We start from the raw sequence: 15,431 nt of genomic DNA on the forward strand, positions 1-15,431 counted from the left end.
ACGGGTACGTTCTCGGATTTTCATCGCCGCTTTGGCGATGCTCGTGGTCCAATCGGCCCTTCCCACGGGATCGATGACGGCGTATGCGGGGTCGGCGACGGAAAAGGACATGGTGGCCGCCGCCGCCGGACCTACCGCTGAGACGGTCTCCGGGGAAGAGACCGAGGCGTCCACCACCTCGCGCGTCCACGGCCCGGTCGCCCCTGCGGCGTCGGCCCCGGCGGGCCCGGCCACCTACGCCTACGACGCCGCCGGACGCCTGGTCGGGGTCACCCAGCCCTCCGGTGAGACGGCCCGTTACCGCTACGACCCGACCGGGAACCTGCTCGGCGTCGACCGTTTCCCGTCCAGCGATCTGTCGGTGCTGAGCGTGGTCCCCACCTCCGGCCGGCCGGGAGCCACCGTCACCGTCAACGGCACCGGCTTCTCCGCCACCGCATCGGCGAACCAGGTGACCTTCAACGGCACGACGGCGACGGTCACCGGGGCGACCCCCACCTCGCTCCAAGTGGAGGTGCCGGCCGCGGTGACGGCGGGCCCGGTGCGTGTTCAGGTGGGCGGCACCACGGTCACCGGGGAGACGTTCACCATCGCCGCCGCGCCACCGGCCGTCACCGCGGTCTCGCCCACGGCCGGGCCGCCCTCCACCACCGTGACGCTGACCGGCTCCGGCTTCGACCCGGTGCTCGCCGACAACGTTGTGGACGTCAACGGCACCCTCGCCGAGGTGACGGCGGTCACCGCGACCAGCCTGCAGTTCGTGGTCCCCCTCGGAGCGACCACCGGAGACATCCTCGTCACCACCCCCGCGGGCGGGACGAAGGCGCCCGGCCAGTTCTCTGTGCCCTACCCGGAGATCGACGCGGCCCTCATCGAGAGCGTCACCCCGATGACCGTCGGCGGTGCGGCCCAGGCCGTCAGCGTCGGCACCGCGGGCAGGGCCGCGCTGGTGGTGTTCCGCGCCCCCGACGACGGCCAGGTCGGCATCGGGCTGACCGCGTCGACCTTCAGCGGCTCGATCAAGGCCCAGGTGGTCGGTCCCAAGGGCAAGGTGGTCGCCGAGCTGTCCGGCATTCCGGCCCGTGATCTGGAGCTGACCCGTCTGGAGGCCGACGCCACCTACCAGTTGCTGCTGGACCCCGACGTCGCGTCGGACACCGGGCAGGTTCAGGTGACCCTGAGCGCTCCGGCCGGCGGGCAACTCGCCGTCAACGGCACGGCGTCGGTCGCCGCACTGTCCAGGCCCGGACAGGACGGACTGTTCACCTTTATGGGCCAGGAGGGCGACGATCTCAGCCTGGGCTTCACCGCCGACACGCTGACCAGCTACGCCTTCGTCGACATCCTGGCCCCCGACCTGTCGGTCCTGGTCGACGACTATCAGCTCACCACCGGGGGGACCGCCGACATCGACCTTCCGGCGCTCGACGCGTCCGGCACATACGTCGTCCGCATCGACCCCAACCAGGCGTCGACCGGCAACGTCACCCTCACGCTTTCGGCCGCGCAGACCGCCGTCCTGACCTCCTCGGGCGCCGCGACCCAGATCTCCATCACCCGTCCCGGTCAGGACGCGGTCGTGACCTTCAGCGGCGCCGAGGGCGAGACGGCCAACATCGGCCTCACCTCCAGCACTCTCAACCAGGACACCAAGTTCACCGTCAAGGACCCCTCGGGGAACGTCCTGGTGGACTGGACCTTCCTGAAGATCTACTCCGCCTCCGACATCGACCTCACGCGGCTGCCCGCGACCGGAACCTACACCGTGCGGCTCGACCCCGCGTCAGCCGGCACCGGCGGGGTGCGGCTGACGCTCTCCCCTCCCACCACCGCGGGACCGCTCACGGCGAACGGTTCCGCGCTCACCGCTTCGATCACCCGCCCCGGCCAGGACGCCGTCTTCACCTTCACCGGGACGGCCGGCACGAAAGTCAACCTCGGACTGAGCACCACGCTGTCCAAGAACGCCTACATCTACGTCAGCAAACCGGACGGCTCCCTCCTCGTGGACGGCCGGCTCCTCGTGGCCTACACCAAGGGGAACGTCGATCTGACGCTGCCGGCCGACGGCACCTACCGGCTCCGGCTCGACATCGCCGACGCCGGGACCGGCAACGTCACCGCCACGCTCTCCACTCCTTTCGCGGCCGGCGAGGTCACCCCCACGGGACCCGCCAAGACGGTGTCAATCGGCCGTCTCGGCCAGAACGCCGTCCTGACCTTCACCGGGACGGCAGGGCAGGCGGTGAACTTCGGGTTCACCGGCAACACGTTCACCGATCAGATCTACGTCGATTTCGTGGCGCCCGACGGGACGGTCGTGGTCAACGACCGGAGCGTCGCCGCGTACTCCAAGAGCGATCTGGACCTGCTGTCGCTCCCGGCGTCCGGCGCCTACCAGCTCGTCATCGACCCGGCGTACGGGGTGACCGGAAGCATCACCGTGACCGGCTCCCTGTCGGTCCTGCCCGGCGAGCTGGCCGTGAACGGCGCGGCGCTGCCCGCCTCGCTCACCCGGGCGGGTCAGGACGCGATCTTCACCTTCACCGGCGCAAGTGGGCAGCTCCTGCGGCTGAACGTGTCCGGCGTGGCGTCGTTCGGCGGCAGTTACGTGTTCGTCACGGTGATCAAGCCCGACGGCACTGAGCTGAGCCCTTACGCCACGCTCAGCGCCGACGGGGCGGTCACGGTTCCGGCTCTGCCCGTCTCCGGGTCCTACAAGATCGCAGTGGACGTCGGCAACGCGGCCACGGGAACCGTCACCCTCGCGCTCGCCACCAGGACGGCGGCCGTCGCGCCGACGGCGCGGACTGCGCCCACGCCTGCACCGGCGCCGGTGCCGGTGCCGTCTGCCTCGGAACCCACGTCTCCGCGGCTCGAGACCATGGCCGGCGAAGCCATGGGCAAGGGCCCGTCATGGCAGCCGGACCGCGGCAACCTGATCGGTTTCGACTGGAACATCCGGCGCGGCCCCGCGCAGCAGGCACAGGCGTTGACCGCCGCGCCCGGCCAGACCGCGCTGGCGGGCCAGGTCCGTACGGTGGACGGCCGGGCGCTGCCGCGCGTCGCCGTACGGCTCGGCGAGACGCGCGGGGAGACCGACGCCCAGGGCAGGTTCCTGCTCACCGGAGCGCCCGCCGGCATGGGAACCCTGGTCGTCGACGGGGGCCCGGCGGGCCGTAAGGGCGTCAGATACGGCCACTACGAGATGCGGGTCGAGGTGGCCGCCGGGCGGACCACCGCGCTGCCGTACACCATCTGGATGCAGCAGCTCGACACCGAGCACATGGTGCGCTTCCCCTCGCCGGCGACCGCGGAGACCGTGCTGCGCACTCCCAAGATCCCGGGCCTGGAGGTGCGCATCCCCGCGGGCTCGGTCATCCGCGACGGCGACGGCCGCATCGTGACCGAGCTGGGGATCACGCCGATCCCGGTCGACCGGCCACCGTTCCCGCTGCCCGAGCGCGGCATCGTCCCGGTCTACTTCACCGTGCAGCCGGGCGGGACGTACATTTTCCCCGACGGGGCGCAGATCATATATCCGAACTACACCAAGCTGCCGGCCGGCACGCGGGTGGACTTCTGGAACTACGACCCCGAGCGGCGCGGCTGGTACGTCTACGGCAAGGGCCGGGTGAGCGCCGATGCGCGCCAGGTCGTCCCGGACCCGGGCACCAAGGTGTGGGCGTTCCACGGCGCCATGTTCAACACCGAGTTCATCCCGCCGTGGCTGAAGAAGTGGGCGAAGGACTTCGTCGACTGGCTGTCGGGTGACCCGGTGGAGCTGTCGTCGGGCCTGATGTCCGACACCCGGACCGACCTCGCCGTCGACGACGTGATGCCGATCGACGTCACCCGTGTCATGTGGCAGGGCGATGTCGAGCCGCGTGAATTCGGGATCGGGACCACCTCCCGCTACGGCATGATCCTCCACTCCGAGCACCAGTACACCGAGGTGGACCTGTACATCCCCGGCGGCGGCAAGGTCCACTATGTGCGGACCTCGCCCGGCATCAGCTTCACGGACGCGGTGTTTGAGGCGCGTGGCACCACCGGGGAGTTCCAGGGCTCGAAGGTGTGGTTCAAGGGGAACGGCAGCTGGGTCGGCGACTGGCGCCTGACCCTCCGCGATGGCACCGAGTACGTCTTCCCGCAGTACTCACGGCTCAGCGCGATCCGGGACCGGCACGGCAACGAGATCCGGCTCACCCGGGCCGCCAACCCGACCGAGGACCTGACGCAGATCACCTCCCCCAGTGGCAAGTGGATCAAACTGAGCTACGACGCCCAGCACCGCGTCGTCCAGGCCCGCGACAACATCGGCCGCACAGTGGGATACGCCTACAACGCCGCCGGACGCCTGGAGACCGTGACCGACCCCGCGGGGAAGGTGACCCGCTACACCTACGACTCCTCCGGACGCCTCGCCACGGCCAGGGACGGCCGCGGCATCACCTACCTGACCAACGAGTACGACACCGCGGGGCGGGTCCGGCGGCAGACGCTCACCGACGGGCAGGTGTACGACTTCGCCTACACCACCGACGGGAACGGCCAGGTCACCGAGACGCGCGTCACCGAACCCGGCGGCAGGGTGCGGCGCGTCACCTTCGCGGACGGCCTGTTGAACACCGACACCACCGCGTACGGCACGCCGCTGGCGCGCACCGTCACCTACGAACGCGACGCGGACCAACGGGTGGACACCGTCGTCGACCCCTTCGGACGGCGCAGGGCCTACCACTACGACGCGCGGGGAAACGTCACCCACACCACCACTCTGGCGGGCACCGCGAGCGCCGTCGATTCGGCCAGGGTCACCTACGCGGGGCCGTACGGCCAGCCGACGAAGATCGTGGACGAGCTGGGCAAGACCACGAAGTTCGGCTACGACCAGAACGGCAACCTGGCCTCGGTCACCGACCCGATGGGCCGCTCGGCGACCTACGTACACAACCGCGCCGGGCAGCTCACCTCGGTCACCGATCTCACCGGGCAGACCACGACGTTCACCTACCGTCACGGCCAACTGGCCGGCGCCACCGGCCCGGCGGGCGGCAGAACGACCTTCTTCAGCGACGCCGCCGGGCGCCGGACAGCGGTCACCGCTCCCGACGGCACGACTTCCCGTGTCGTCTACGACGCCCGCAACCAGGTCACCCAGACCGTCGACCCGCTCGGCCAGACGCTGACCTTCGGCTACGACGACACCGGCAACCTGCGTACGCTCACTGACGCGCGCCAGCACAGCATCACCTGGAGTTACGACGACTCGGACCGGGTGATCGGGGTCACCGACCCCCTCGGCCGTTCCTCCTCCGCCACGTACGACGCCGCGGGACGACCCGTCACCACCGTGAGCCGCAAGGGCACGGTCACCGAGATCGACTACGACACGCTGAACCGGCCCACCCGCGTCTCCTACGGTGTCAGCGGCGCCGCCGCCGAGTCGCGCACAACGTTCTCCTACGACGCCTTCGACCGGTTACAGCAGGTTACCGACACCGCGACCACCGCCCCGGCCACCTTCGGCTACGACGACCTCGACCGCACGACCCAGGTGACCACGGCGAACGGCGCGATCGGTTACACCTACGACGCCGCGCAACGGCTCGCCACCATGACCGCCACCGGTCAGGCTCCCGTCACCTACACCTACGACGACGCCGGCGACATCACTCGCATCGCCCAGGGGGCGCAGCAGACCGATGTCCACCGCGACGGCTCCGGACGCGTCGACCGTCTCGGCCTGCCCGGCTCCTGGAGCCAGAACTACACCTACGACACGCGCAACCGGATCACGGCCGTGACCTACGAACACGGCGCCACCGTCAAGGGCGTGCTCAACCAGGCGTACGGCCCGACGGGCAACCTGACCGAGGTCACCGGCGACTTCGCGAGGATCGCCCTGCCCCAGGCCGTCACCGGCCTGACCTACGACGACGCCAACCGCCTGACCAGCCGAGGCGGCCAGACCCTCACCTACGACAACGACGGCAACCTCACCGACGACGGCACCACCACCTACAGTTGGAACGCACGCGGCGAGCTCACCGGCCTGAACCGCACCGGCCTGAGTGCCGCCTTCGGCTACGACCCCCTGGGGGACCGGGATCGCCGCAGCGTCGCGGGGAGCATCCGGAACTACCTGAACGGCCAGGGCAACCCCGTCACCGAGACCGAAGGCGCCGGCGCCGCCACAACCCTGCTCTCCGCCGGCACCGACCGCTGGCTCGCCCGTACCTCACCCACCGGCACCCGGGCGTACCTGACCGATCCCCTCGGATCGGTCCTCGCGCTCGGCGACGCCTCCGGCCAGATCACCGCCTCCTACACCTACGACCCGTACGGCAACGCCTCCGCAAGCGGCGACCCGGAGGGCAACACCCTGACCTACACCGGCCGGGACGACGACGGCACCGGCCTGATGTACTACCGGGCCCGTTACTACAGCCCCACCCTCCAGCGCTTCATCAGCGAGGACCCCATCGGCGTCGCCGGGGGCTCCAACCTGTACGCCTACGCGGCGAACTCGCCGACGAACTACACCGATCCCACAGGCAACAATCCCATGCTCGTCGGCTGCCTGGTCGGAGGGCTCACCGACGGCGCCATCGACTACCTGAGCCAGCGCCTGTCGGGCCGCAAGGTCGACTGGGGGCTGAGCGGCGTCGGCGGCGCCGCACTCGGCGGCTGCCTGCTGGGCGGTCTGTTCGGCGCCTTCGCCAAGCTGCCGAAGTTCGGGCGATGCCTGCTCAACAGCTTCACCGCCGACACCCTTGTGGTGATGGCCGACGGCAGCCGCAAGCCGATCTCAGCCGTACGCGTCGGAGACAAGGTGCTGGCCGCCGACCCGGAGACCGGCGAGACCCGCACCGAAGAGGTCACCGCACTGATCACCGGGAAAGGCGAGAAACAACTGGTTCACATCACCGTCGACACGGACGGACCCGGCGGAACCGCGACCGGGACGGTCACCGCGACCGACGGGCATCCCTTCTGGGAACCGGTCCTCGGCGAGTGGCTCACCGCCGGCAGGCTGAAGCCGGGCATGTGGCTGCGCACCGGCGCGGGCACGCACGTCCAGATCACCGCGGTTGCCCGGGAGACCGTGCACACGCGGGTCCACAACCTGACGATCGCCGACCTGCACACCTACCATGTGCTCGCCGGAACGGCGTCGCTTCTCGTCCACAACGACGGCTGCGGAGTGGCACTGGGGTTCCAGGTGCACGGAACCAAGCAGTTCGCGGAGGGCAGAGGCCTGCGGCACTTCCTGCACCCGCGCTATTCCGGGGACGCGTGGCGGGCGCCGGTCCAAAGAGCGATCGGTGACGGCACCGTGGACCTGCACGTGAACACGACCGGCTTCAACGCCGGCTTCCGTGAGATGGTGATGCGGGGTAAGAGCACCGGCGCCAGGGCGACCGAGGAGGAGATGTACTGGATCGCGAGAGCGGTCGCGAACGGCCGCAGGGAATGGAGTTCCGTCAGGTTCTACGACGAGAACGGGAACATTCTGAACATTCCCGAACCCGACTGGTCGACCTTCGGCAGGCTTCCTGATTTCTATTTCTGAGCCGCCGAGCCCCCGTCACGGGTCGGGGCCGGGCCTGCCGCGTACGATACGATGACGCGCCGCTGGAAAGGGACGATGCCGGGTGGCGGAGACAGGAAAAGATCCGGACGACGCAATAGCCGGCGTCGTCGACGGGAGCCTTTACCCGGACCTCCTGCGGGACGGCGGCCTCGCGCCGGCGATGCGCCGCCTGGCCTCCCGCGGCCGATGGGATCTGGGCCCGATCGAGACCGAGCCCGGCCCGGCGCGTTTCGTCACCGCCACGATGAGTTCCGATCGGGGCAGGATCGCGATTCTCCTCGGCGCCGAGAAGCGCTTCTTCTCCATCAGGATCTCGCACCTGGGCCATGTCTGGGCAAGCGGCGCCACCGACGACCTGGCGGCGGTCACCGAGGTCGCGGACGCCTGGCGCAGGGGCGCGACCCTGGACGAGCTGGTGCGCCGCTTCCCCTTCATGCGGACGAACGCGCTGGCGCTTGCCTTCGAACGGGGCGACCCGATCCCCGCGCAGTGGGACGGGCTTCTCGGAGATCCCGGCCTCGTTCACGTCCGGCCGCTGGTGAGCGCGGCCCATTCCGACGAGCGGCTGCGCGCCCTGTTTCCCTACGTCAGCCATGGCGCCCTGCGCCTCTACCGGGATGTTCGCGACACGTCGCTGGGGGAGCTTCGGCTCGTGCCGCTGGCCGGCGGAGGGTTCCGGGTCGAGGCGACCTGGGACGGCTCGACGGGCGAAGCCGGCTCGCTGCGGGAAGCCGTGGGACTCGCTCTCTCCTTCCTGTCCTGACCGGGCCGGTCAGTCGCCGGCGCGGCGGACGAGGGGGTTGGCGGCGGTGGAGTTGCGGATGCTGAAGGTCACGCTCCCGGCGCGGTAGCGGTCGTCGGAGGACTCGACGGGCCGGCCCTCCTGGGTGGTGGTGACGCGGCGCTGGCGCAGCAGAGGACTGCCCCGCCGCACGCCGAGCAGCCGGGCGTCCTCGCTGCCGGCCGCCACCGCGTCGATCAGGTGCTCGCCGTACGCGAAGACCAGGCCGACCGACTCGTAGAGCTCCTGGGTCACCGACTCGCAATCGGGGTCGAGCCGCTCGACGGCGGGGGCGATCCAGCCGGCGTAGACGGTGCGCTCGACCAGCACCGGCTCGCCGTCGAGCCGCCGCAGCCGCAGCACGGCGAGCACCTCCTCCCCCGGCTCGAGCGACAGCCGTACGGCCTCGGAGGGCGAGCACGGACGGCGCCCGGAGGACAGCACGGTCCCGCTGGCGCGGTAGCCCATCGAGCGGGCCCACTGCGCGAAGCTGTGCAACTCGGCGAAGCTCTGGCTGCGCTCGCTGCCGAGCACGATGCGCCGGGCGCCCTGCCGGGACCCGACCAGCCCCTCGGCGGCGAGCAGGGCGACGGCCTGGCGGACGGTCCCGCGCGCGGCGGCGTACCGTAAGGCCAGCTCAGCCTCGGAGGGAAGCTGAGCGCCTATCGGATAGTCCCCCCTGACGATGGCGTCCCGCAGGTCACTCGCGATCTGTTCGTAGCGCGCCATCGTGCTGAGCCCTTCCGTTCACGCGACTGACATCGATATGCGACTTACTGGCTCTGGCTTGTTTGTACAAGTTCGCCTAAGTTCGATCCACGCACCATAGTGGGAGGGACCTTTGTCCACACGTACCGCCGGCCTCGTGGCCGCGCTCACGATAACCACCTCAGTGATCGCGGCCTGCGGCGCCGCCCCGACGACCGCCGGCGGCGGCTCGGGATCGGGCGACTCCAAGGCCGCCTCCGCGACCTCCGCCCAGGACTTCGGCGGCATGGACAAGCTGGTGGAGGCCGCCAAGAAGGAGGGCCGGCTCAACACCATCGCGCTGCCGCCGGACTGGGCCAACTACGGCGAGGTCATCAAGGCGTTCGAGGCCAAGTACGGCATCAAGATCACCAATGACAACCCCGACGGCTCCAGCCAGGACGAGATCAACGCGGTCAAGACCCTCAAGGGCCAGGACCGCGCCCCCGACGTGCTCGACCTCGGCAGCGCCTTCGCGCTCAGCGGCGCCCAGGAGGGCCTGTTCGCGCCGTACAAGGTGCAGAGCTGGGACAAGATCCCCGACGGGCAGAAGGAGAGCGGCGGCGCCTGGTACTACGACTACGGCGGCTACATCTCCATCGGCTGCGACGCCAAGCGGGTCAAGACCTGCCCGCAGACGTTCGCCGACCTGCTCAAGCCCGAGTACAAGGGCATGGTCGCGCTGAACGGCGACCCGACCAAGGCCGGCGCCGCCTTCGCCGGCGTGTACGCCGCCTCGCTCGCCAACCAGGGCTCGTTCGACGACATCCAGCCCGGCATCGACTTCTTCAAGAAGCTCAAGGAGAACGGCAACTTCAACCCCGTGGAGGCCACCCCCGCCACGGTCGAGAAGGGCGAGACGCCGATCACCCTCGACTGGGACTACCTGCAGGCCAGCTACGCCAAGGAGTTCGCGTCCAAGGGCGTGGACTGGAAGATCGCGATCCCCTCCGACGGGCAGTACGCCAACTTTTACGCCCAGGCGATCAACAAGTGGGCGCCGCACCCCGCCGCCGCCCGCCTGTGGCAGGAGTTCCTCTACAGCGCCGAGGGCCAGAACCTGTGGCTGAAGGGCTACGCCCGCCCGGTGCTGCTGCCGTCCATGCAGGAGGACGGCAGCGCGGACGCCGCCATGGTCGACCAGCTCCCCAAGGTCGAGGGCACCCCCTCCTTCCCCACTCCGGACCAGGTCAACAAGGCCAAGGAGGTCCTGGCGAGCGGGTGGGGCGCGGCGGTCTCGGGCTGAGACCGTGCGCGACAGCCGTACGCGATCGAAGAGCCGGTGGGCGGCCGCGCCGCTGCTGGTCTTCGCCGTCATCGTCTTCGGCGTGCCGATGCTGGTCCTCCTCGGTGGCACGTTCACCAAGGAGGGCTCGCTCAGCACCGCCAACCTCACCGAGTCGCTCCAGGGCGCGTACCTGACCGCCCTGCTCGGGAGCGTCAAGATCTCGGCGCTCGTGGCGGTGCTGGGCGGGGTGCTCGGCACCTTCCTCGCGCAGGCCGTGGTGACCTCCAGGTTCCGGGCGCTGCGCGAGGCGGTGCTGACCGCCTCCGGTGTGCTGGCCAACTTCGGCGGCGTGCCGCTGGCCTTCGCCTGGATCGCCACGCTCGGCAACTCGGGCGTCGTCACCACCACGCTCGGCCTCGGCCAGCACGGGTGGAGCCTGTACAACTTCTGGGGTCTCACCCTGGTCTATCTGTACTTCTCCATCCCCCTCCAGGTGCTCACGGTCGTGCCCGCGCTGGACGGGCTGCGCCCGCAGTGGCGTGAGGCCGCGCAGAACAACGGCGCGAGCACCTGGCAGTTCTGGCGGTACGTCGGGATCCCGGTGCTGACCCCGGCGCTGCTCGGCGGGGTCGTGCTGCTGTTCGGCGGCGCGTTCTCGGCCTACGCCACGGCGCAGGCCATGGTCGGGTCCACCGTCCCGCTGGTCACGCTGAAGATCGCCGACGCGCTCACCGGCAACGTCCTGATCGGGCACGAGAACGTCGCGCTGGCCCTCAGCCTCGACATGATCGTGGTCGCTGGGCTGGTCATGGCCGTCTACCTCCCGCTGCAGCGAAGGAGCGCCCGATGGCTTCGCTGACCCCCCAGGTTTCCACACAGGTGACCGCACAGGTCGCCCCCGGAACGGCGCCCGCGCGCGGCGGCCGGCCGCGCCGTCCCCGGGTGTGGCGCGGCGTGGTCCTCGTGCTCGCCGCCGTCTACTTCCTCGTCCCGCTGATCGCGTCGTTCGTCTTCACGGTGAAGGCTCCCGACCAGGGCTTCTCGCTCGACGCGTACGGCCAGATCTTCTCGGCCGAGGGCTTCGGCGGCAGCCTCCTGCTGTCGCTCGGCCTCGGGCTCGCCACGATCGTGCTGGTGCTGCTGCTGACGCTGCCCGCCGTGGTGGCCGTACGGCTCGGCGCGCCGCGGCTGCGGCCGGTGCTGGAGGTGGTCTGCACGCTGCCGCTGGTCGTGCCCCCGATCACGTTCGTGGCCGGGATCAGCACGGTGCTGCGGTGGGGGCCGGACTACCTGGCGAGCACGCCCTTCTACCAGACGATCATCGCGCTGCAGAACCCCGGATTCCCGGTGGTGCTCGTGCTCGCCTACGTCGTGCTCGCGCTGCCGTTCGCCTACCGCTCGCTCGACGCGGGCCTGGGCGCGATCGACGTGCGCACGCTGTCGGAGGCGGCCAGGAACCTCGGGGCGTCGTGGCCCCACGTGCTACTGCGGGTGATCATCCCGAACATGCGGTCGGCGATGGCCAGCGCGTCGTTCCTCACGCTGGCGCTGGTGCTCGGGGAGTTCACCATCGCCCGGTTGCTCAGCTTCGAGACCTTCCCCAACTGGATCTACCGGATCTCCGGCTCACAGGCGCAGGTGTCGGTGGCCGTCTCGGTGTTCAGCCTGCTGATCACCTGGCTGCTGCTGCTCGCCCTGTCGTCCGCCGGCGCGAGGCAAAGGAGTGGATCATGAACGGCGCCCGGGTCGAGTTCCGCGGCCTGCGGCGGCGGTTCGGCAGCACGGTCGCGCTGGACGGGCTCGACCTCACGGTGGAGCCCGGCGAGCTGATCGCGCTGCTCGGCCCGTCGGGATGCGGCAAGACCACCGCGCTGCGCTGCCTGGCCGGCTTCGAGCAGCCCGACGAGGGCGAGGTCCTGGTGGACGGCGCCGACATCACGCGCGTGCCGGCCAACCGGCGCGACGCCGGCATGGTCTTCCAGTCCTACAGCCTCTTCCCCAACCTCAACGCGCGGGACAACGTGGGCTTCGGCATGCGGGTGCGCAAGGTGCCCGCCGCCAGGCGGCACGCCCGCGCGCAGGAACTGCTGGAGCTGGTCGGCCTGCCCTCGGTCGGCGACCGCTACCCCCACCAGCTGTCCGGCGGTCAGCAGCAGCGCGTGGCGCTGGCCCGCGCGCTCGCCCTGGAGCCCAGGGTGCTGCTGCTGGACGAGCCGCTGTCGGCGCTCGACGCCAAGGTGCGGGTCACGCTGCGCGAGGAGATCCGCCGCCTGCAGCTCTCCCTCGGCATCACGACGATCTTCGTGACGCACGACCAGGAGGAGGCGCTGTCGATGGCCGACCGCGTCGCCGTGCTGCGCGACGGCCGTCTGGAGCAGGTCGCCGGCCCCGCCACGTTGTACGACCGGCCGGCCACCCCGTTCGTCGCCGAGTTCGTCGGGGCGATGAACCACCTGCCCGGCCTGGTGTCGGGCGACCGGGTCACGGTCCTCGGCCAGACGCTGCCGGTGGAGGGGCCGTCCCCGGACGCCGCGCGGGCGGACGTGCTCGTGCGGCCCGAGGCCGTGCTGGTCACCCCCGACGGCGAGGGCGACGGGATCGTCATGGTCTCCTCGTTCCGCGGCTCCACCGCCCGGCTGCGGGTCCGCCTGGGCGACGGCACCGAGGTGCTCGCCGACGTGCCCGGGCACGACTCCGCGCGCTTCGCGCCCGGCACCGCCGTACGCGTCGGGCTGGTCGAGCGGCCCGTGCTCGTGTCGGCCCGTACGGAGACCGGAGCCGCGGCGGCGATCCCCGAACCCGATGTCGTCTAGCGGGTGCGGCCCGGCGGCGGTCCTGTTCGACATGGACGGCACGCTGGTGGACACCGAGGGCCTGTGGTGGGACGCCTGCGTGGAGGTCGCCGGCGGCCTGGGCTCCCCTCTCGGGAAGGCCGACCGGAAGGCGTTGTACGGCCTGTCGGTCGAGGACGCCGCCCTGCACATCACCGCCGCCCTGGACACCGCCGGGGGTCCAGGGGGTCCCGGGGCACCGGCCGTCGAGGCCATGCTGACGGACGCGTTCACCGCCCGGCTCGGAAGCGGGGTGACCACGCTCCCCGGCGCGGTCGCGCTGCTGGAGGCCCTGCGCGCGGCCGGGGTCCCGGCCGGGCTGGTCAGCGCGTCCCCCCGGCCGGTCGTGGACCTGGTGCTGGAGACCGTCGGCGGGCACCGCTTCCGGCTGTCGGTGGCCGCCGGGGACAGCGCCAGGAACAAACCCGCGCCCGATCCGTACCTGGCCGCCGCCGCGCGGCTCGGCGTCGACCCCGCCGCGTGCGTGGCGATCGAGGACAGCCCGACGGGCGTCGCCTCGGCCCGGGCCGCCGGGTGCGCCGTCATCGCGGTCGGCCTCCCGGTCACGGCGAGCGGCGTGACGACCGTGCCGACGCTGGAAAGCGTCGACCTGCCGCTGCTGCGCCGGCTGGTGGTTCCCCCAAGGGCATAAGTTCCTTTTGGATATCTTCACGGCATGAACACCGTGTGCGACGACCCCAAGGACGTCTACTCCGCCGCCTGCCCGTGCCGCGACATGCTCGACCTGCTGGCCAACAAGTGGAGCGCACTGGCCCTGGGGGCCCTGGAGGACGGGCCGCGGCGTTTCGGCGCGCTGCGCGCCCGCCTCCAGGGCGTCAGCCCCAAGGTGCTCACCCAGACGCTGCGCCGCCTGGAAGACCACGGCCTCGTCCACCGCGAGGTGTATCCGGAGGTGCCGCTGCGCGTGGAATACAGCCTCACCTCGCTCGGCAGGGACGCCAACGTCCCGCTCGCCCACCTGCGGACGTGGGTGGAGCGCAACATCGGCCGCTTCCCCGGCTCCGAATAGCCCTCCTCACCTCGATGGTTCCCATCGGGTACTCGTATCCCTTGCGGGTAACCAGGCTCCGGCGGGTACCGTCCCACAGTCACCGCGGCGCCGTGCGATCCGCACCCGCCGCCTTTGTGTCTGGGAGGACCATCATGAGTGAGCACCCGAGCACGACCCTGTCCGCCGTACCCGCCGTCATGCCCGCCGTCGCCTACCGGCGCAGCCTTCCCGTCGACGACCCGGAGAGCCTCCTGGACGTCGAGCTGCCGGTGCCCGAGCCCGGCCCGCGCGACCTGCTGGTCCGGGTGGAGGCCGTCGCCGTCAACCCGGTGGACTACAAGGTCCGGCGGGGCAGCGATCCGGGCGGCGAGCCCAAGGTGCTCGGCTGGGACGCCGCCGGCACCGTGGTCGCCGTGGGCGGCGAGGTGGAGCTCTTCGAGGTCGGAGACGAGGTCTACTACGCCGGCGCGATCGACCGGCCCGGCGCGAACTCCCGCTTCCACGTCGTCGACGAGCGCATCGCCGGCCACAAGCCCGCCACGCTGTCCTTCACCGAGGCCGCCGCGCTGCCGCTGACCTCCCTCACGGCCTGGGAGGGCCTGTTCGAGCGGCTGGGCCTGCGCGGCGACGCTCTCGACCAGACGGGGACGCTGCTGGTGACCGCGGCCGCGGGCGGCGTCGGCTCCATCGTCGTGCAGCTCGCACGCGCCCTGACCGGGCTGACCGTGATCGGCACGGCCTCCCGGCCGGAGACCGTGGAGTTCGCCCGCCGGATGGGCGCCCACCACCTGGTGGACCACCGCGCGCCGCTGGCCAAGCAGCTGGCCGAGGTCGCGCCGGACGGCGTCGACTTCGTCTTCAGCACGACCGGCACCGACCGCAACCTCACGGCCTACGCCGAGGCGCTCACCCCCTTCGGCCGGATCGTCGCCATCGACGACCACGACTCCCTCGACATCGGCGTGCTCAAGCCGAAGAGCATCGCCTTCCACTGGGAGCTCATGTTCACCCACTCGCTGTTCAAGACCCCGAACCAGGTGAACCAGCACCGCACCCTCGACCGGGTGGCGCGGCTCGTCGACGCCGGGGTCGTCACGACCACCGCCAACCTGGACCTCGGCCCGGTCAACGCCGCCAACCTGCGCGAGGCCCACCGCATCCTCGAATCGGGCACCGCGATCGGCAAGATCACCCTCACCGGCTTCTGAGGCCCGCCGTACCGGGGCCCCGGA

Annotated in this window: 10 protein-coding genes; 9 read left to right on the plus strand and 1 reads right to left on the minus strand. The window is 71.0% G+C overall.

Translation table 11 applies throughout. From position 1 onward, the window contains the following. Positions 1 to 73 precede the first annotated feature (73 nt). Positions 74 to 7,579 (plus strand): RHS repeat-associated core domain-containing protein, encoded by a 7,506-nt coding sequence (locus ACWEQG_RS34415; protein WP_452291236.1) that lies wholly within the window; start codon positions 74 to 76, stop codon positions 7,577 to 7,579. A gap of 82 nt (positions 7,580 to 7,661) precedes the next feature. Beyond that, a complete protein-coding gene (locus tag ACWEQG_RS34420) occupies positions 7,662 to 8,363 on the plus strand; it encodes a DUF6193 family natural product biosynthesis protein (protein WP_452291238.1) in 702 nt (233 codons plus the stop codon). A gap of 9 nt (positions 8,364 to 8,372) precedes the next feature. On the opposite strand, the gene ACWEQG_RS34425 is transcribed toward ACWEQG_RS34420, so the two are convergent. Continuing rightward, positions 8,373 to 9,110, minus strand: coding sequence for a GntR family transcriptional regulator (locus ACWEQG_RS34425; RefSeq protein ID WP_182908688.1), 738 nt, complete (start codon positions 9,108 to 9,110; stop codon positions 8,373 to 8,375). A gap of 112 nt (positions 9,111 to 9,222) precedes the next feature. Here ACWEQG_RS34425 and ACWEQG_RS34430 point away from each other — a divergent pair, with 112 nt between their 5' ends. The 7 genes from ACWEQG_RS34430 (at position 9,223) to ACWEQG_RS34460 (ending at position 15,407) form a co-directional block, all read left to right on the plus strand. Next, on the plus strand, positions 9,223 to 10,374 hold the full coding sequence (locus ACWEQG_RS34430) for an ABC transporter substrate-binding protein (protein ID WP_363464825.1): 1,152 nt from the start codon (positions 9,223 to 9,225) through the stop codon (positions 10,372 to 10,374). Positions 10,375 to 10,378: 4 nt separating this feature from the next. Then, positions 10,379 to 11,215, plus strand: coding sequence for an ABC transporter permease (locus tag ACWEQG_RS34435; protein WP_363464828.1), 837 nt, complete (start codon positions 10,379 to 10,381; stop codon positions 11,213 to 11,215). Next, complete coding sequence (locus ACWEQG_RS34440) at positions 11,203 to 12,090, plus strand: ABC transporter permease (RefSeq protein ID WP_452291240.1); 888 nt, start codon at positions 11,203 to 11,205, stop codon at positions 12,088 to 12,090. Before ACWEQG_RS34435 ends, ACWEQG_RS34440 begins: the two co-directional genes overlap by 13 nt. Further along, positions 12,087 to 13,169, plus strand: a complete 1,083-nt coding sequence (locus ACWEQG_RS34445) for an ABC transporter ATP-binding protein (protein ID WP_452291242.1) — start codon at positions 12,087 to 12,089, stop codon at positions 13,167 to 13,169. Before ACWEQG_RS34440 ends, ACWEQG_RS34445 begins: the two co-directional genes overlap by 4 nt. Then, positions 13,159 to 13,839 carry an HAD family hydrolase gene (locus ACWEQG_RS34450; protein WP_452291244.1) on the plus strand — a complete coding sequence of 227 codons (681 nt, stop codon included), beginning with the start codon at positions 13,159 to 13,161 and terminating at the stop codon, positions 13,837 to 13,839. Before ACWEQG_RS34445 ends, ACWEQG_RS34450 begins: the two co-directional genes overlap by 11 nt. Positions 13,840 to 13,863: 24 nt before the next feature. After that, on the plus strand, positions 13,864 to 14,217 hold the full coding sequence (locus ACWEQG_RS34455; RefSeq protein ID WP_452291246.1) for a winged helix-turn-helix transcriptional regulator: 354 nt from the start codon (positions 13,864 to 13,866) through the stop codon (positions 14,215 to 14,217). A 134-nt stretch (positions 14,218 to 14,351) separates the two neighbouring features. After that, complete coding sequence (locus ACWEQG_RS34460; protein WP_452291248.1) at positions 14,352 to 15,407, plus strand: zinc-binding alcohol dehydrogenase family protein; 1,056 nt, start codon at positions 14,352 to 14,354, stop codon at positions 15,405 to 15,407. The last annotated feature ends 24 nt before the right edge of the window (positions 15,408 to 15,431 follow it).

It is taken from the genome of Microbispora sp. NPDC004025 (assembly GCF_053604425.1).